The organism is Agathobacter sp. LCP21S3_B2 (assembly GCF_052118705.1).
In the GTDB taxonomy this organism is placed as follows: Bacteria; Bacillota; Clostridia; order Lachnospirales; family Lachnospiraceae; genus Roseburia.
The window spans coordinates 14,631-33,660 of record NZ_JBQKGQ010000018.1 but is presented as its reverse complement, the minus strand read 5'-3'; the positions used below and the strand labels follow the sequence as shown (position 1 = coordinate 33,660).

The 19,030-nt window shown below is 37.3% G+C and carries 17 protein-coding genes and 5 pseudogenes; 5 read left to right on the top strand and 17 right to left on the bottom strand.

Features of this window, described 5'->3' with window-relative positions:
* Positions 1-169 precede the first annotated feature (169 nt).
* From ACTQ1L_RS12290 to ACTQ1L_RS12230, 13 genes and pseudogenes are all read right to left on the bottom strand, one after another.
* Entirely contained in the window at positions 170-604 is a 435-nt protein-coding gene (locus ACTQ1L_RS12290) for a MarR family winged helix-turn-helix transcriptional regulator (RefSeq protein WP_441367440.1), read from the bottom strand.
* 350 nt (positions 605-954) lie between these two features.
* Positions 955-1,671, bottom strand: a complete 717-nt coding sequence (locus ACTQ1L_RS12285; RefSeq protein ID WP_441367438.1) for an AAA family ATPase — start codon at positions 1,669-1,671, stop codon at positions 955-957.
* A gap of 98 nt (positions 1,672-1,769) precedes the next feature.
* Positions 1,770-2,151, bottom strand: a pseudogene (locus ACTQ1L_RS12280) (nitroreductase family protein).
* Positions 2,152-2,180: 29 nt separating this feature from the next.
* A complete protein-coding gene (gene sfsA, locus ACTQ1L_RS12275; RefSeq protein WP_441367437.1) occupies positions 2,181-2,855 on the bottom strand; it encodes a DNA/RNA nuclease SfsA in 675 nt (224 codons plus the stop codon).
* Positions 2,856-3,115: 260 nt separating this feature from the next.
* Positions 3,116-3,550: pseudogene (locus ACTQ1L_RS12270) on the bottom strand (cysteine hydrolase family protein); the annotation flags it as partial.
* Between the two features lie 105 nt (positions 3,551-3,655).
* Positions 3,656-4,189 (bottom strand): annotated as a pseudogene (locus ACTQ1L_RS12265) (GNAT family N-acetyltransferase); the annotation flags it as partial.
* Between the two features lie 155 nt (positions 4,190-4,344).
* On the bottom strand, positions 4,345-4,602 hold the full coding sequence (locus tag ACTQ1L_RS12260; protein ID WP_279207779.1) for a hypothetical protein: 258 nt from the start codon (positions 4,600-4,602) through the stop codon (positions 4,345-4,347).
* Positions 4,603-4,628: 26 nt separating this feature from the next.
* The gene (locus ACTQ1L_RS12255) at positions 4,629-4,799 is read right to left on the bottom strand and encodes a hypothetical protein (RefSeq protein ID WP_279207780.1); all 171 of its coding nucleotides are present in this window, start codon (positions 4,797-4,799) and stop codon (positions 4,629-4,631) included.
* 48 nt (positions 4,800-4,847) lie between these two features.
* On the bottom strand, positions 4,848-5,180 hold the full coding sequence (locus ACTQ1L_RS12250) for a DUF3784 domain-containing protein (RefSeq protein WP_279207781.1): 333 nt from the start codon (positions 5,178-5,180) through the stop codon (positions 4,848-4,850).
* Between the two features lie 61 nt (positions 5,181-5,241).
* Positions 5,242-5,598: a DUF4299 family protein gene (locus ACTQ1L_RS12245; RefSeq protein ID WP_147561729.1), complete on the bottom strand. Its 357-nt coding sequence runs from the start codon at positions 5,596-5,598 to the stop codon at positions 5,242-5,244.
* Between the two features lie 197 nt (positions 5,599-5,795).
* Positions 5,796-6,896 carry a Fic family protein gene (locus ACTQ1L_RS12240; RefSeq protein ID WP_441367435.1) on the bottom strand — a complete coding sequence of 367 codons (1,101 nt, stop codon included), beginning with the start codon at positions 6,894-6,896 and terminating at the stop codon, positions 5,796-5,798.
* A gap of 593 nt (positions 6,897-7,489) precedes the next feature.
* On the bottom strand, positions 7,490-7,696 hold the full coding sequence (locus ACTQ1L_RS12235; protein WP_177382719.1) for a helix-turn-helix domain-containing protein: 207 nt from the start codon (positions 7,694-7,696) through the stop codon (positions 7,490-7,492).
* A gap of 2 nt (positions 7,697-7,698) precedes the next feature.
* Complete coding sequence (locus ACTQ1L_RS12230; RefSeq protein ID WP_441367433.1) at positions 7,699-8,004, bottom strand: DUF6442 family protein; 306 nt, start codon at positions 8,002-8,004, stop codon at positions 7,699-7,701.
* 302 nt (positions 8,005-8,306) lie between these two features.
* On the opposite strand from ACTQ1L_RS12230, the gene ACTQ1L_RS12225 reads away from it, so the two are divergent.
* The 4 genes from ACTQ1L_RS12225 to ACTQ1L_RS12210 all read left to right on the top strand — a co-directional run bounded on the left by ACTQ1L_RS12225 (position 8,307) and on the right by ACTQ1L_RS12210 (position 13,728).
* Complete coding sequence (locus ACTQ1L_RS12225; protein WP_441367431.1) at positions 8,307-9,224, top strand: AraC family transcriptional regulator; 918 nt, start codon at positions 8,307-8,309, stop codon at positions 9,222-9,224.
* A 175-nt stretch (positions 9,225-9,399) separates the two neighbouring features.
* A complete protein-coding gene (melB, locus tag ACTQ1L_RS12220; protein ID WP_441367429.1) occupies positions 9,400-10,818 on the top strand; it encodes a melibiose:sodium transporter MelB in 1,419 nt (472 codons plus the stop codon).
* A 33-nt stretch (positions 10,819-10,851) separates the two neighbouring features.
* Positions 10,852-13,095 (top strand): alpha-galactosidase, encoded by a 2,244-nt coding sequence (locus ACTQ1L_RS12215; RefSeq protein WP_441367428.1) that lies wholly within the window; start codon positions 10,852-10,854, stop codon positions 13,093-13,095.
* Positions 13,096-13,098: 3 nt separating this feature from the next.
* Positions 13,099-13,728, top strand: a complete 630-nt coding sequence (locus ACTQ1L_RS12210; protein WP_441367426.1) for a YczE/YyaS/YitT family protein — start codon at positions 13,099-13,101, stop codon at positions 13,726-13,728.
* Positions 13,729-13,790: 62 nt separating this feature from the next.
* On the opposite strand, the gene ACTQ1L_RS12205 is transcribed toward ACTQ1L_RS12210, so the two are convergent.
* Positions 13,791-15,263 carry a methyl-accepting chemotaxis protein gene (locus tag ACTQ1L_RS12205; protein ID WP_279207248.1) on the bottom strand — a complete coding sequence of 491 codons (1,473 nt, stop codon included), beginning with the start codon at positions 15,261-15,263 and terminating at the stop codon, positions 13,791-13,793.
* Between the two features lie 185 nt (positions 15,264-15,448).
* A pseudogene (locus ACTQ1L_RS12200) lies at positions 15,449-16,309 on the bottom strand (DUF4143 domain-containing protein); the annotation flags it as partial.
* A gap of 471 nt (positions 16,310-16,780) precedes the next feature.
* Here ACTQ1L_RS12200 and ACTQ1L_RS12195 point away from each other — a divergent pair.
* Positions 16,781-18,130 carry an MATE family efflux transporter gene (locus ACTQ1L_RS12195; RefSeq protein ID WP_441367424.1) on the top strand — a complete coding sequence of 450 codons (1,350 nt, stop codon included), beginning with the start codon at positions 16,781-16,783 and terminating at the stop codon, positions 18,128-18,130.
* On the opposite strand, the pseudogene ACTQ1L_RS12190 reads toward ACTQ1L_RS12195, so the two are convergent.
* Together ACTQ1L_RS12190 and ACTQ1L_RS12185 are read right to left on the bottom strand one after the other, a co-directional pair.
* Positions 18,108-18,419, bottom strand: a pseudogene (locus tag ACTQ1L_RS12190) (flagellin); the annotation flags it as partial. The gene ACTQ1L_RS12195 and the pseudogene ACTQ1L_RS12190 sit on opposite strands and share 23 nt — an antisense overlap.
* 59 nt (positions 18,420-18,478) lie before the next feature.
* Positions 18,479-18,772: a carbon storage regulator gene (locus ACTQ1L_RS12185; protein ID WP_441367423.1), complete on the bottom strand. Its 294-nt coding sequence runs from the start codon at positions 18,770-18,772 to the stop codon at positions 18,479-18,481.
* Between the last annotated feature and the right edge of the window lie 258 nt (positions 18,773-19,030).

Below are 19,030 nucleotides of genomic sequence, written 5' to 3'. Positions count from 1 at the left end.
GAGTGCTACTTATTTTGTAAAAAATATATGCTTCATATGAAGCATATATAAACAGTTTGTTTCCAAACTGTTTGTTTAAAAAGGATTATAGCACATAAAAAACCTATGTCAACCCATTTTTTCAAAAGAAATAAAAAAATTGCACACCGATTACTCGGTGTAACAATTCCTAGTCATTCTCCAACAATCTGTCTATATTATGACTAATCTGCTCAGACACCCGGTTAAATACCGCCAAAGAACTTTCATCAATTCCTTCCACCACCTTGGCGGTTAACTCTGCCCAGAGAATCTCCATTTCCTGACAAAGATGTTCCGACGCATCAGTCAGCTCATATATAACATATCTACGATCTTTATCATCTCTTTTGCATACAATGTATCCTTGTTTAACAAGATTCTCTAAAGTAGTAGACATATGACCTTTATTCATCTGCGTGTACCGACATATATCCGTCAATGTTGTTATATCATCATAATGAGATAGCAAATAAACAACTTCCAGTTCCAATCTGTTTAGGTTTGTCTTATTTTTTACATCAACCATAGCTTTTTCAAGAAGACGATTAAACTTTCCACCTCTCAAATTTTTTTCAATATTCATCAAAATTTCACTCCTATTTTGTTTTTACTCTTTTTACAAAATATCAAATTAATCCATCAAAATTTTTTTCATGGGGCATCTTATCGTTTATCATATCATATCGCCTACATTTTTTCCACATAAACCACCCCAGTATTTCACTGCCCGAGTTCCATCAAATCCTATTTCTATACTCTTACTTCAAATCCGTTCTTGAACATGAATCTTATATCGTCCTTGGATTTCACAATCACTTCCTGTACAAGACTGCTCCAAATCCCGGCATCGAACTCGCAGGTTAAGCCGTCCTGCTTCTCCAAAGTTCGAATGAACCCTTTGAACAATTCTCTCTTTATCTATTTCTTTATTATCTAATCTGTTAGTAATCTATCCAACAGCATCTGCCTATTATTTATAAACATTTCTGTTACCTGGTAACTCTCTGTATCCTCATATTCGCACAGATGTATGCGTCCATTATCAAAACAATAGATATCTGCATCTGGTATTCCTAACAAAATTGGCGAATGCGTAACTATAATAAACTGTGCTCCCTCTTTTGCACATCTGTATATTTGCATCAACAATGTAAGCTGTCTCTGCGGCGATAATGCAGCTTCCGGCTCGTCAAAAAGATACAAGCCATTTGGATTCATATTATTCTGTGCTAATGCGAGAAAACTCTCTCCATGTGATTTTTCATGATATTTAGCGGAAGGATGTGTAATATCTGCATATTCTTCTTCCTGCGTTGCAACATTATAAAAGCTTTCTGCCCTAAGAAAATATCCCCACTTTTCCTTCCGATAGCCTTTGACAATTCTTATCGCATCACACAACTCTGAATGTGTATCATGCGTAGAAAAAACATAATTCTTTGTTCCTCCCTCAGGATTAAAACCATGTGCTACGGCAAGTGCTTCCAACAAAGTTGATTTACCACTGCCATTTTCTCCAACAAAAAAGGTGATTGGTTTATTGAAATCAAGTTTTTCAACTTCCTTAAAAGCCCTGATTCCCTTCAGATAACTATCCTTATCAATTTTATCCCAATCAAATATTACTCCTTGTATGAATTGATCATTCACCTAATCACCTCCTTGTAAAAAACACTTTCTAATCCCCATCTTCTTGCCCTTTAGACAAGAATCATTCTTCACCTTCAGTTTGGTCAATTCAGATTTACCTATCTGTACTCAACGATTTCTTCGAATGGTTTCCTCGGTCTTTTGTCCGGAGCTTCGTCGGCAAAGCCAACCGCAACAATTCCTGTCAACTGGCTGTCTGTTCCGATAAAATCCATCAGCTCATTATAGGCAAAACAAGTATTTGCAATCCACAAAGTACCTAATCCATACCCTGTTGCTGTCAGAATCATATTTTCAATCGCTGCACCTATGGACAGCGAATCACATATTTCAACAATTCGCTTTTCATTTCCAAGGCTGCCTGTTTTTAGCAGATGGTGCAAGGGAAGCACTGTATATGATCTCTTCAATTAACTTTCTTTCGATCTCATCTGGCTTATATTTTCTTATACTTCTTCTATTCTCAATTTCTCGTATCATAGATTTCTCTCTCCCTTAGAGCCTTGCCCTCAAGGCTCATTTTCTCCTATGATTTCCAACCTATCCATCCCAACATGACATTTCAGGGAAAGCACCTCAACACCTGCGTCCTTTGCCTCTTGCAGTGCAATGCCAAATTCGGGATGTATTGCCGTATTCGGCCTGACTTCACTGATTTCCTCCATTTGAATCACAAATGCAATCAAGCATTTATATCCTTGTCCGCACGCAGCTGCAAGTTCCCGTAAATGCTTAACTCCTCTTTCCGTCGGGGCATCCGGAAAATATCCAACTCCGTCTATATCAAGGGTGCAGCCTTTAACTTCCATTAGATATTTTTGCTTTCCTTTTTCCATATAGAAATCCATCCGGCTGTTTCCAAAGGCATACTCTGGTTTAATACAATCATACCTCTGTTTGATCAGCCATTCTTTTACCACTTTATTCGGCGCCTGGGAATCAATGTTAACCCACATCCCATTCTTTTTAACCGCAATCAAATCATAACGTGTCTTTCGATTTGGATTCTTTTCTATGCAATCTTCCAAAATCACTTCCGCCCCTGGCAGCAGTAATTCACGACAACGGCCCGTATTCTTTACATGAACCAATTCTACCTCTTCCGCTCCGTCAATCTTTACCCGCGCAATAAAACGATTGGGACGTTCTATGAAAATTGCTTCCACTATCTTATCATATTTCATGTGCTGTTTCCTATTCTCTTATCATTCGATAAAATGTTCCGATACCAATTCCTGTTGTCAACTCATAAGCTTGTCCATCAATCCTAAATCCTGCTTTTGATAGCACTTTACCGCTCTGATATTCCATGTACGAATTTCCAGATACAACGGCTTGTTAGGATATAACTTTTTTGAAATCTCATAAGTAATCAAGAGCATTCGCTGACCATAATGTTTATTACACAAATCAGGATTTTTCAATTCTGTCAACAAAAATTGTTCTATACAAATTCTGCACCTACTTCATGTAACTTTTTAAAGTACTTATTCTTGTTTTTCTTATACATTGTTCCGATTGCAGCTTCATTCACGATTACTTTATATCCATTTTTTATAGCACCTAATGCTGTCAGTGCAACACAAGCCCCACCATCTACACCCACAACTTCAACATATTCAATATTGTGTTTTTTCAGCAATATATCAAGTCCAGAATTAGTAAATGCATTACCTTTATATTTTATGAATATATTATCAGATACTATATGCAATTCTTTAGCAAAATCAACATCTTCTGTTCCTTCATATGCATGAAATGGTGCAAACTTATTTATCAGATTCTTCTTCATTACATTTTTTATATAAATAACCAAGTTGTTTTCATTAGCATCAATAACCTTATTAACCTCATGAAGTAAATCACTATTATTATATTGAAAGAACCTTGCATGTTTTTCTCCAACACATACATTTTGCATGTCAATTACCAATAGTGCTTTTTCACAGTTCTTTACCTCCATAAAATTTACTTTATCCTGAGTATCAGACCACTGTTCTTTTGTAAGATAAGTAAAGTGCTCCGTTCTAAAATCTCCCATAAGTGCACAGGGTTTATTTTCTTCCGTATGATGATATTTGAATCCACATTTTTCCTGACAGCGTTTTGATTTTTCATTTCCGTCATAATATCCGCACCACATAGCACTACAACCCAAATCTAAAAAAGCATGCTTCTGTAAAGCTCGAACCGCTTCGGGAATCAAGCCCTGCCCCCAGTATGGAACACCTATCCAATATCCAATTTCTATTTCATCATCAGCTGCTTTTGTGTGCGACTGCGCTGGCGTAATCAATCCGATACTTCCAATTGCAACATTATCTTCTCTTAAACACACTGCATATGTTTCATCTGCTGCCAAAACACTTTTGATGATTTCTCTGCTATTCTCTACACTTGTATGTACTGGCCATCCTGCTATAGGCCCCACCTCTGGATTTTTTGCATATTTATATAAACTCTCTGCATCATCCTCTTTCCAGGGACGAAGTATTAATCTCTCAGTTTCTAATGTCATAACTTACTCCTTCATAGTAATTTTATTAAAGCCTTCTCTTGCAAACAATTCGTATGTTTGAAAGAGATGTTAATTCATACATCATTTCATAAATTGTGATTCTGTCATCCCTACAAATGCTAATCTGTCGAGTTCGTTACATAGATGAAATTTTACTAGCCCTCTCCATATAATTCCGTACGAATCAATCTCGCTGTTTCCATAAACTTTTCTGGATTTATTTCTTCTGCAAAAGCTTTATCCATTGTTTCAGCAATAATTCTTGCAATCTCCTCAACTGTGCAATTCTCTGAGATAACATCTGCAAACTTGTGTGAATAACTATCAAATTCATCATTTGGTGCACAACTAACAAGTAATCCGTAATAATCAAACTCATCAATATATTTTTTAATTACATCAAATTTATTCATTATAAGTCCTCTTCTAAAATTGGAAGTTAGTAACGCAAAAGAAAATATATGACATACGCCCAACTAAGTAATCCATGAAAAATCGCCCAGCCGACAGACTTCCACGTTGTATAACTAATAACCATAGCTAATGCACTTCCAAAAGTTATTCCTGATTTTACCGTTTTCTTGACAGTCGTTGATTTATTATCTTCCATTTATTCTCCGTATATTCCTATTTTCTTAATTCTGCAAGCTGGAAGTTATTACTTTCTGCATAGTGTGTTTCCCAAAATGGTAATTACCACGACATCAACCAAAATAATCCCCAATGCAATATATACAAAAAATGCAGGCAAAATATTTTCAAACAAGCACATAGTTAATGCAAGAATTGCTATAATAGACATTCCAATTCCCATTGTTCTGCATAACTTCTTTTCATCATATTTTTCCTTTTCTTCATTTGAAGCTGTATTATATCCAGAAATGAACCAGCTTCCATGTCCAGAAAGCAAAATAATAGAAAGCACAGCAAATATCGCAAAGACAATCCACACTATCCAATCAGAGCCTGTTGCTAAATCTGCTAATTTCATTTACGTACTCCTCCTTAAATTCCATTTTCTTAATTTTATAAACTTGAATTGATTAAAATGTTTATCCCCTTAAACTTTCCAATTCACTTAATGACAGTCCCTTAACTAAAACGCTATCTTTCTTTGAATCGAGAGCATATTTTTCAACATCATTTAACGCTGTAAAATAATCTGCATCTCCGATAATCGTATCTTTTGTTGTACTAACAAGTACTAATTTCCATTCAGATACAACTTTACCGTCTACTCTATATTCATTCTGCGGTGTTTTAGGTAAAACCGTTTCTGTTCCCTCTGTTAATGCGATTGCACCAAAAAGCGTACCGTCTGGTTTTCCGTAGAATTTAGGAGTAGCAGTATATGCGTTGCTCCAATCTACTGTTTCTTTTTTTCCTTTCAACTTATCAAATAGACCCATGATAATGCCTCCTTTATAACTTCCGATTTTGATGTCTCTATTATACCATAATGATACTATTATGAAAAAGGAAAAAGAGTTCACCCACGATGTGGGCATCAATCAAACATAGCCAATCCTTTACACGGGAAAGATACTGATGGACTACCGGTTTCTTATTTTCTTTATCATTTGTCTTTGTACATCTCATGCATCTATTATGATATTTTTTTCAAAATCTTTTTCTCTTTTGTCTTAGAAAAATCACTTAACCGATAGGATCGGATCCGTGACTTGACAATGATTGGAATTAACAAACCATTATTTACCAGCTTTGCACATCTATTAATAATCGTTTTGTTGGTTACACCAAGCATTTTGCTTACTTCAATTGGTGTAAACTCATATAATCGCTTTTTTAACAGAAAGGCTAAGAATTCCTTTTCTTTTGCATTTAAGTAGGACAGGCTTCCATCTAACTCATCGTTCTCGGATTCTTTTGATAATTCGTATACTTTTTTAGAATACAATACCATCATTCTTAAAAAATAATTGATCCAAATTTCCGGATGAGGAGGATTTTCTCGTCCGGAATAATACAATGCCGGTAATCCCATTTGCAGTGATGCATAATACTCATCTGGGTCATAGGCAAAATATTCTTCCAAAGAACCTATTCCATTAAAACCATATCCATAATAATCAAGGATATATCCTGACATTAATCTGGCGGTTCTGCCATTTCCATCTTCAAAAGGATGAATGGTAACCAATTGATAATGAACTATAGCAGCGATAATCAGCGGATGGTCATCTGTAGTATTTACATATTCAACAAGCTCTTCCAGTAAATCCGGAATATCAATGTACTCTGGCGGAATATATTCCGCTGCGCCTGTCTCGGAATCATATACTGCAAATAGCATCCCTGGTGGCATAGGGCCTCTTAGGCCTATCTTTTCTTTTGAAGCACCTTTTTCAACCATTGCCTGCACTTCTAAAATCATTTCTTTTGAAAAACGTTCCTTCTTTTTCAGCTTTTCTTCTAAAACATTTAAGGCCAAAAAGTAATTTCGCACTTCCTGTTCCGGCTTTAAAAAATGTTTGTGCGGATCACTATCAATAGCTTCATTTGCCTGTTTTTCAGTCAATGGATTTCCTTCAATCTTATTAGAAGCATAGGAGCTTTTTTTCTTGGAGTTTTTTCTTAGCCTGTTTTTTGTAACAGGTGGCATTTCTATCGAACTAAGTGAAAAACGTTTTTCGTCTATTTCCGATATTCTTTTTAAAATTTCATTTGTCAGAGTAACTTTAATCACATGTTCCACCTCCATTTCATCCATATATTATAACGTTTTGCGAATTGTTTTTCCACTAAAATTACACTATTTTTTCACTATTTTTCATTACTTCATCGTCTTCGCCACGCTACTGTGCCTGAATCAGCCGTCCGTTAATCCCATTTTGAGAAAATATAATAATGATAATTTCTGCTTTTTCCAAAAACCGATGCATAATCTCAAAAATAAGCCCCATATAATCTGACAGTTGCTTCTTTACTGAGTGCGCTTTATCCTTTTCATAAAGTTCTCCTTTACAAATTGCGATTCTAATGTCTCTATTATACCATAATGATACTATTATAAAAAAGGAAAAAGAGCTCCTTCGAGCTCTTTTGAGTCAGTTCTGCAAACTGGAATTTTGCGCGTAGCAATGAGCCATGCGCAGATGAACCGAATTGGCTGACGGAAGCTTGCTCACAGGCAGACATATTCGAGTTCAGATGCATACGGCGAACGCCGCAACAACGAACAAGCGCAAGCTTGTGAGTGTCGGCATGGCGATACACCTACTAACTTGAAGTTATTGTTCTCTTTATTGTAAAAAAACAACCATTTCTGACAAAATTTTTCTAAAAATAAAACAAATCTTCAAATTTCTTTTCCAAAGCAACACACAATAATAATGCTAGCTTTGCAGTAGGATTAAATTGCCCCGTCTCAATCGAACTAATTGTATTACGAGATACACCTACCAAATCAGCCAAGGCAGCCTGTGATAATTTTTTTTCAGTGCGAACTTCTTTAATATTATTTTTCAATTCAAGTGAATCATTCATAATTAGTGCCCCATGCAAAATCTAACAATTGCCATAATCATTATTGCAAACATAATAACTGATATAATCAAATGTTCTATATTTCTTGTCTTAATAAATCGATATGTCATTGCTGCACACACCGAACCACTAACAGTTGCACATAAATCCATCATAGGTAAACCTTGTTCTGATCGAATAAATGAAAATACAGATGCCATAATCACCATAACAATATATGACCACGTCATAGACTTATCTTTTACTTGAAGTTCTCTTTCATCCAAATTTTCATCCTGTGCTCTTTTTAAAATTTCTTTTCTTTCCATAATCCAATCTCCTTTGCCAAGTTTTATTTGCAATCCAAGCATAACATTGCCAAGTACACTTGTCAAGTTCTTTGCCAAGTTTTATTTTAACAAAAGCGAATAATTATAAGGGATTATCCATTAGACATACTTTTGTAAAAAGGGAGTTACATTTTAATACTTGGTTTGAAAACTGATGGAATAATAACACGATACTGTGATAGAATAAGGAAAACGGTTGAACTAACTATTGCTGAGTGAGTAACAGCAAAAATAAGCATGACTGGAAAGCACGTAAACAGAATTAAGAGAGGATACAGATTATGGAAGATTCTTACGTATTACAGCTATTAAAACCAAAGTTTAAAGATTTTCATTTGTGTTTCTGCGGATTTGCAGAATGCAAGCCATTACATAGCTATGGACCGGCCGCAAGACCCAATTATATTTTGCATTATGTAATGAAGGGCAAAGGTATCTATCAGGTAGGTGAAACGAAGTATCAGCTGAAAGAAGGACAGGCCTTTCTGATTGAACCGGAAAGCCTTACCTTTTATCAGGCAGATAAAACGGACCCATGGTCTTACCTTTGGGTAGGATTTGGTGGTACGGAGGCACAAAGATTTGTCAGAGATCTCGGACTGAACAGTCGTCAGCTTACATGCGAGTGTGAATATGGAGAAGAACTGAAAGAAATTGTATTTGAAATGCTTCATCATACGCGTTCAACTGCAGAAAATCTTTACTATCTCCAGGGGAAGCTCTATCAGTTTTTCTCAGTACTGGCTCGTGGGATTGAAATTCAGCAATATTCGAATGATACAAAAGAAAGCATACATGTACAGGAAGCAATTGCCTATATAAAGAATTACTATTCACAGAAAATCACAGTGGAAGATATAGCAAATTATTTGGCACTAAATCGAAGCTATTTATATACAATATTTATGAACAGTCTTGGAATCTCTCCGAAAAATTTTTTGACGGAATTTCGAATTTCCAGAGGAAAGGAGCAGCTCGCACTTACAAATCTGTCTGTGGAGGAAATTGCAGTTTCCTGCGGCTATCGTAATTCCCTTGCTTTCGGTAAAGTATTCAAGCAGAAAGTGGGAATAACGCCGACCCAATATCGTAATGACAACAGAAAGGATGCCCGAGAACGATTGATCCGTGCACAAAATGAACTGAAAGAATACAAGAAGCATAAAACAATTTATGTAGGAAACATCGAAAAAGAATAGATAAAATGTTAAAAAAGCATCTGATACCTAACATTTGAGATATAAATCTTAACAAAAAGGTATAACGGATGCTTTTTTTGTACGCTATACTTGTATCAACAAACATAAGGAACAAGTGCACAGGTTTCTTCACTTAAACAACAAATAAACAAATGAGTGTTAGAGGAGGAGAATCATGGAGAATCAAAATGAAACTCAGAAAAATCCGCAATATAAATATGCGTCTACAAGAGAAAAATTATGTTTTGGAATTGGAGCAATCGGTAAAGATGCAATTTGCAATTTAGTAGGAGCATTTTTAATGCTTTATTTTACAGATACATTGTATCTGGCACCGGCATTTGTCGGCATACTGTTTTTTGTAGCAAGAATATGGGATGCGATCAATGACCCGATGATGGGAATGGTTGTTGACAATACACATACACGTTTTGGTAAATTCAGAATCTGGCTTGTAATCGGAACACTGGTAAATTCAGTTGTATTTGTTTTGTTATTCCACAGTTTTAACCTGTCAGGAACAGCATTGTACGTATATGTATCCGTTATGTACATCTTATATGGAATGACTTATACAATCATGGATGTCCCTTACTGGTCATGGCTTCCGAACTTGACAAATGATCCTCACGAACGTGAGAAAGTATCCGTAATTCCAAGATTTTTCGCAAGTCTTGCAGGATTTTCAGTAGCAACATTTGGACTTTACATTATCAATTACCTGAACAAAGTTGCAGGCGAGAGCAATCTCTACGCAGAAAAAGGATATACACTTTTCGCAATCATTATCGCAGTTATTTTCATCGCTACAATCGGTATTACTGTATTTAATGTAAAAGAGGAATCAACATTAGGGGTATCATCGGAAAAGACAAGTCTGAAACAGGCATTTCAAGTAATTGTGAAAAATGATCAGCTACTTGCATTTATCGGACTACTTTTGACATTTAACCTTTGTACACAGCTTGCAAAAAGCTTTGCTGTATATTATTTCAAATGTGTATGCCATGATGAATATCTGTATTCTATTTTTGGATTTGCGATTATTGCTGAGATGGCAGGACTTTTATTCTTCCCGAAAATCGCAGAAAAAATTAGCCGTGAAAAAGTATACGCATTTGCATGCGGACTTCCGATTGTTGGATTTGTACTGCTCGGTGCAGCAGGATATGTAGCACCACAGAACAAAGTGTTAGTTATTGTATGTTGTGCACTTCTTTTCTTTGGATCAGGTCTTTCACTTGGAGTAACAACATGCTGTATGGCAGATGTTATCGACTATGGAGAAGTGAAATTTGGTGTACGAAATGAAAGTGTAACATGCTCTGCACAGACATTCCTTATGAAGGCAGCTATGGCAGCAGCAGGTGGATTAACAGGAATTGGTCTTCAGATTGTAGGATACAACGCAAAAGCGGTAACGCAGAGCGCAGCAACCGTAATGGGTATTCGCGTGTTAATGATAGTAATTCCAATCATTCTTGCATTTGCCAGCTTTGGTATTTACAAAAAATACTACACTTTAAAAGGTGAGAAGATGGAAGAAATCACAAGAAAAGTAAATGAAATGCATGCGAAAAAGCAGACAGCTTAAGAGACAACAATTCAATTGTAAAAGAGGTAGTATATGAGACAGATTATTTTTCACAAGGAAACGAAAACTTTCCATTTATACAATGAAAAAATCAGTTATATCTTATGTGTATTAGAAAATGAACATCTGGGACAATTATATTTTGGAAAACGTCTTCATGATAAAGCAGATTTTTCTTATCTGGTTGAAAAATGTGGACGCCCAATGACATCATATATATTTGAATGGGATCGTACTTTTTCATTGGAACATATCCGACAGGAATATCCTGTTTACGGTACGACAGACTACAGACACCCGGCAATTGAATTGTTGCAAGAAAATGGCAGCAGGATCAGTGAGTTCCAATATGACAGCTATGAGATTATTGCCGGAAAACCGAAACTCTCCGGATTGCCGGCAACTTACACAGAGTCCGAGGAGGAAGCGCAGACATTGCGCATCTTCCTTAAAGACGCTTTGACTGGTGCAAAACTGGCGCTTTTATATACGATTTTTGATGAATATAGTGCAATTGCAAGAAGTGCTTATATTGAAAATGATGGTGAGAAAAATCTGCATGTATTAAATATGATGAGCTTAAGCCTGGATCTTCCGGATAAGGATTATGAATGGATGCAGTTGTCCGGTGCGTGGTCCAGAGAGCGCTATATAAAGAATCGAACATTGGAGCAAGGCATAACAGCTATCGACAGCATGCGTGGAAATTCTTCTCACGAACATAATCCGTTCCTTGCTTTAAAACGTCACAACACAGATGAAAATGCAGGAGAAGCAATCGGAATAAGCCTTGTATACAGTGGAAATTTCCGTATGCAGGCAGAGGTAGATACACATGATGTGACACGAATTACAGCCGGGATCAATCCGGAAGGATTCGATTGGAAATTAGAACCGGGAGAAAGCTTTCAGACACCGGAAGCAGTTCTGGTTTACAGTGAAAATGGATTAAATGGCATGAGTCAGACGTTCCAGAAGCTGTATGCTAAGAGACTCGCAAGAGGGTACTGGCGTGATAAGGCAAGACCGATTTTAAATAACAACTGGGAAGCAACTTATTTTGACTTTACAGAAGATCGCCTTGTAGAGATTGCAAGGAAAGCAAAAGAATGTGGAGTAGAACTGTTTGTCTTAGATGACGGATGGTTTGGCGCAAGAAGAAATGACAGAGCCGGTCTTGGTGATTGGGTGGCAAATAAAGAGCTTCTGCCAAATGGTATCAAGGGCCTGTCAGAAAGAATTGAAGCACTGGGATTAAAATTCGGTCTTTGGTTTGAGCCGGAGATGGTAAATAAAGACTCTGATCTTTATCGAGCACATCCAGACTGGATCTTACAGACACCGGGAAGAAATACATCACACGGCAGATACCAGTATGTACTCGATTTTTCAAGAAAAGAAGTAGTAGATCATATTTACGGAATGATGGCAAAGTTATTATCGGAGTCGAAAATCTCATATATTAAATGGGATATGAACCGAAGCATTACAGAATGCTACAGCAGCAAACTTCCTTCAGACAGACAGGGAGAAGTGTTCCATCGTTATATTTTAGGTGTATATGATCTGTATGAACGTTTGACAAATGAGTTTCCAGAAGTATTATTCGAATCCTGCGCCAGCGGTGGCGGAAGATTTGACCCTGGAATGCTGTATTATGCACCACAGGGATGGACAAGTGATGATTCAGATGCAATTGAGCGTCTGAAGATTCAGTATGGAACTTCTATGTGTTATCCGCTCAGCAGTATGGGAAGCCATGTGTCTGTTGTCCCGAATCACCAGGTATTTCGCAATACCCCATTACATACAAGAGCGAATGTAGCATACTTTGGAACTTTTGGATACGAACTGGATCTCAACAAATTGACAGAAGAAGAGATCAAAGAAGTAAAAGAACAGATCACATTTATGAAAGAATACCGGGAAGTGTTACAGTTTGGAACATTTTATCGTCTGAAAAGTCCATTCGAAGGAAATGAGACGGTATGGATGGTGACAAATGAAGACCGCACGCTTGCAATCGTAGGCTACTATCGTGTTTTAAATGGAGTGAATCAGCCGTATAGCCGTGTCAGATTACAGGGATTGAACCCGGATATGATTTATGAAAATGTATGGAACCATACAGAAAATTACGGAGACGAATTGATGAATTATGGATTGATCACATCCGATGTGACAGCTGGTGAAGTGCCAGGGAATGTGACTCCTTGTACCGATTTTGAATCTAGAATATATATGCTGAAAGGCAAAAAAGTTCAGGAGGTAAGATAGAAAATGACGAAGACAAAAAGAATCATCGGAATGGTACTGGGAATATTGTTCATAGGATTATGTGTATCTTTCTTACGACTTTCACAATTTGGTGTGGATCCATTCAGTGCAATGAATCTTGGAATCAGTGGGTTTATCGGATGGAGCTTTGGAACGTGGCAGCTGCTTGTCAATGCGATCATTCTTGTAGTTGTATTCTTTCAGGCAAGATCCTGCATTGGTGCGGGTACCATTATCAATATGGTATTTGTCGGATATATTGCAGATTTTATTTGTTATGTAGCGAATGATGTAGTGCAGATTCAGATGAATCTGCCACTGCGTATCATTGCACTGCTACTTGCTCAGCTGATGGCATCTATGGGAGTGGCATTATATATGGTCGCAAATATGGGAATCGCTCCATATGACAGCGTCGCAATTATAATCGAGAAACTGACACATCAGAAAATTCCATTCCATAAAGCAAGGGTTCTTTCAGATGTTGTTGTTGTGATTATCGGAATCATATTTGCCATTGCATCTGGGGCAGGTATCTGGTCGGTAGTAGGGATTGGTACAATTATAAATGCCTGCTTCAATGGTCCATTGATTCAATTTTTTAAAACAAAACTGGAGAGATTTTTCTTGTAAAATCTAAGGATTACAATTCTTCAAGGCTCATTTCCATAACGGATACGGGCCTTTCTTTTCCTTTATGAATGGGCAGCCAGTGTTGCCAGCTTCTGCATAATTGCACTTACATCCTGCATTACATTCAAATTTTCTTTCTCTGCCTGCATCGTCTCGCCTGCGTGCGCCGATACCTGCTGGGAAATCGCTGAGATTGTCTGAATGGAATCTATAATTTCCTTATTTGCATTCTGCAACTCGGAAATGCTTCTTGAAAGAGTATCTGCATTTTTCTGAATTGCCCGCGTATTGTCCTCGATACTTTCAAAGCTTTCTTCTGCATTTGATGCACCAGTCTTCTCTTCGTTAATTCCATTTATCATATTGGAGACAACACCGACCACCTCCATGATTGCATTGGACACGTTGCTGATCAACTCTGTAATATGTACGGTTGCTTCTTTGGTTCTCGTTGCCATACCGGAAATTTCTGTTGCAACGACAGAAAATCCCCTTCCTGCCTCTCCGGCACGGGCTGCTTCAATGCTCGCATTCAATGCAAGAAGACTTGTTTGGTTCGTAATTCCTCCAATCAGTTCTACAATGGAATTCATTTCATCCATATACTTGTTCAGATTTTCCAGTTTTTCTGTAACCTCGGTTCCATTATCAACAGAAGCTTCAACTTCCGATGCCAGGTGCTCGATATCCTGTTTGCCTTCCGCTAACGCTTTCAGAGTAAGCGTCATGCTGTTTCCGATTTCTTCCACAGCGACTGCAACTTCATCCACCTTATCCTGAATTGCATGTGTCTGTTCCAACTGATTCTGCACATGTTCTGCGGTATCAGTAGCACCTGCAGATACTTCCTGCATTGCCTCAGTCGTTGTCTTAGATGCCGCTGTCAGCTTTTCGAAACGTACATTGATATCTGCAATATTGCCGGAAAGCTGCTGATCAAGTTTCTCATTTCTTTCCAGAAGATTTTCAGCCTCTGCTTTTGCCTGCGCCACTTCTGTAAATCTCTTTCTTGTGTTTTCGCGAATCACTTTTGTAGTCAAAACAGAATTCGCTCCAACCATGATCATAACAACAATCTGTACAACTGCTGCTTCGATTCCATGATACCCAAAACCGCCTTTTGTCGCACCGATCACAACAACAATGATACTCTCTAATATGGTACCTGTATTAATCAGAAGAAGATAACGTGTGTCACTGTAAATGGTGACAACAAAAATCATCGGAATTACAAATACATAAATCAGATTTGTCGGTGAGGTAAAAAGACATATTGTGTAAAACACTGCAAATCCATAGGAAACCAGATGTTTGATCATCGCATGTTCCGTATTACCTTTCCAACAAATCACCTCGCCAATCAAAGGTATGACACCAACGACCGTAGCGATTGTCATATATACCGGAGACAGTTGTCCTCTTACGCTTTCCCATATCATAAAAAACACCATAACCATTACCGTACTGATATGTGACAGCATCGCAATGCGATTCGACCGCGTAAATTCCGAAATTTCTTTTGTTTCCACCATCATAATTCCTCCTAGAAAAGTTTTTCCTACTTATATGACTATTCTTCTAATTTTTAAAATATCATAAATATCCACACGCTTCAAGAAAATCTTTTTATTTTATATAATTTTAGATTACTTTAGTAAATGGCGCCATATGTCAGAATTACCATTAATCAGATAATTTCTGTAATAAATATGTCAGATTTTTATATATTCATCGTCATATATGGGGGAATGCATATAATTCCATCTTTTACAATTAAATTTCTTGGATGAATAATATAACTTTCCCCTATGCGCTCCTTGTATTTTTCTCTGAAATTATTTAATGAGGTTGTTTTATATTGCTTTCCAGACTTTACTTCAATCGGAAACATCTTATATTTTAATCTGCTATTATTCGAAATAATAAAATCAATTTCCATATCATTTCGGTGCTTATTTTCATTATAGTGTGTATAAAAATATAACTTATGTCCATTCGCCACCAGCATCTGAGCTATTGCATTTTCATAAAGCATTCCTTCACTAATCTGTAATTTGCCTGCCAATATCTGTTTATATACTTCATCTTCAAGTAATTCATTCTCATCAAATGCATGGCTTACCAAAAGTCCAGTATCACCCATATAACACTTTACATAGCTTCTTGTCTCATTCAATGATAAGCCAACATTCGGATCATTACACAAAAAGCACTCATTGGATATCATAGAATCCGACAGCCAGAAAAAAGTTTCCTCATACTGGTCTGCATAACTACCATCTTGTAGCTTTTTGAATACAACTCTTTTTTCATGCTGTGAAAGAAATCCCGGAATCTGGTCATAGATTGCAAGAACTTTGCTTCTATATCTCATATCTATCTTCATAATATCTTCCCGATACACTTTAAGAATGTCCCTTTTTTCTTTATCCGCTTCTGTAAAATCTTTTTTACTTTCAATAAATGCCACTACAGGCATAGGCATCCCACCAACAAGCATATACTGATGAAACAAAAGCATTGCCTGATTATGCATACTTCTTTCCAAAGGTTCCCTTTTTTCAAAGCATTTTTTTATATATTTTTCTTTTTAATATCATGGCTCCTCCAGATTATGCGCATATATGTTAGTTCTATTTTTTATGATTATACGCACATTGTAATTTATTTTTTGATTATACGCAAGTATTATAACCCTATTTTTTATGATTATACGCATATTCTATAAAGTCATATGTTCATACTTTTCCTCATTTCAAATCATAAATCTTACCTGATTATATCGGGAAAAGCATTTTATATTATATACTGTGTTATTAATTTTCTGGAATTTGCGACGATTATATAGTACTGATTCTAAACGGATTTTGAATTTATTTGGATAGTGATTAAAGGATGGAAATTCCAGCTCTACAAGCAGTCTTTACATTGACATCAGCAACATATGCATGGTATGGTATAAATAATAAGGTAGAGAGGCAACTATCACGAAGAGCAGTCCTTCATCTCTATTGATTCAAAGAACACAGAAAAGAGAAGAGTAATTTTTGATATGAAAAAGAGTCTGAGAATGACAGAGGGAAGTATCTCCCAAAAGATCATTTTTTTTGCAATTCCATTGTTTCTGGGAAATCTGTTCCAGCAATTGTATAATACTGCTGATTCCCTGATCGTAGGAAATTTTCTAGGAAGTAATGCACTGGCGGCAGTCAGTTCATCTGGAAATCTGATTTTTCTGATGATAGGTTTTATTAACGGCATTGCCATGGGTGCAGGTGTTGTTATTGCACGATATTACGGAGCCAAAAAAAGAGACTGCCTGCAAAAGGCAATCCATACAACGGTTGCATTTGGACTTGTGGCCGGTGCTGTGCTGACAGTTTTGGGAATGTTTCTGGCACCAAAGATCCTGGTATTGATGGGAACTCCTGCGGACGTGCTCCCGGAATCTATTGTGTATTTCCGTACATATTTTGCAGGGTCTATGGGTGTTGTCATGTACAATATCTTTGTTGGAGTTCTGCAGTCGGTCGGTGATGGACGCCATCCACTGATATATCTGATTATTTCTTCCTGTGTCAATGTCGTTCTGGATATTTTCTTTATCGCAGGTCTTGGCATGGGAGTCGGATCAGCAGCACTTGCAACCGCAATTTCACAGTTTGTCAGTGCACTGCTCTGTATGGTTCATCTGCTGCGTGTGGAAGAAGAATACCGTCTGGAATTGCGAGAGATTCGTTTTGACAGTTCTATGCTGAAGCAGATCATCCAGAATGGTGTACCATCCGGTTTTCAGAATTCAGTGATCGCGATCGCGAACGTCTTTGTACAGTCAAATATAAATGCATTTGGAAAAATGGCGATGGCAGGATGTGGCTCCTACTCCAAGATAGAGGGATTCGCCTTTTTGCCGGTGACCTGTTTTACAATGGCTCTGACAACCTTTGTCAGTCAGAATCTGGGTGCAAAACAGTATGACCGGGCGAAAAAGGGAGCAAGATTTGGAGTTTTCTGCTCGATTACTATTGCAGAGTTGATCGGTATTATCATATATGTGGCAGCACCGGTACTGATCACAGCGTTTAACAGAGATCCCGATGTTGTACATTATGGAGTCATGCAGTCCAGAACAATTGCTTTATTTTATTGTCTGCTGGCGTTTTCTCATTGCATCGCAGCAGTACTTCGTGGATCAGGTAACGCATCCGTTCCGATGATTGTTATGCTCTGTGACTGGTGTCTGTTTCGCGTAAGCTACATTACTGTGGCAGTTCGTATTCTCCCGGATATACGAGTGATTTTCTGGGCATACCCATTGACTTGGGGTATCAGCTCCGTGATTTTTCTGTATCTGTTCTTACGTGGAAAATGGGTTTATGGATTCGAGACTCAGCTGTTGTAGTATTCTCAACTACGTTGTCGAGGTTGTTGATTGTGTGCTCAAGACGGTTCTGAACAGCACCGAGTGATGAACGCTGTGAAGATACTTTTGAGATTGCCTCTGAAATACGATCGATTGCAGCTGTTGCATCATCCTCTGTATCAACCTTGAGATTTTTAACACCAATTCCGGCTGCACTCATAGAATCAATCTTTACAGCTATTTTATTGTCGGTTGCAGAATCTGCTCCTACATGAAGATTGAATGATAACTTTCCATTAACATCAAACTGCTGCAAATATCCATTTCCATCTGTCTTCTTTGCAGTATCCACGGCAACTTTAACATTCTTTTCAGCATCGTTTCCTGCTAGTCCAGCATCACTTGTAAAGTAACCATTTGTTGCGTCTTTTTCTGACGTTCTTTCTCATTCCAGATGATTTGCTTGATTTGTTTCTTTGCTTCACTGGAAAACTCAGGTTCGGGATAATATGTATCTTTTCGCTTCGCTGGGTCCGGTTCGTTGTTGGATCTTGCGATATTCAGTTCTTTGGGAGCATCTATCAGTAATCGACAGTGCTTTCCTGTTCCACCCGCGAACACGATTCGGATATCGTCTCCGATATTTACATATTGCCCTTCCTTTAATGATAATTTGAGCATTTTCTACCTCCATGCACTAGGGAATAGCTTTGTCCATGCTTTTCCGAATTATGTAACATTTTATAGTAAAATGTTACATTTTTTGCTTTTTATAATTACTATTATTTTGTTGTGGATTTTGGATATTCCAGGGGAAGAATCTGTCATGCGGCATTATCTGGGTATTGAGCAGGATGAACGTGATGAGATTTATATGAATCTTGAACTATAAAAAATGATTAAAAACAAACAGCCAGTGTTTCTCTATTTCAGAAACAC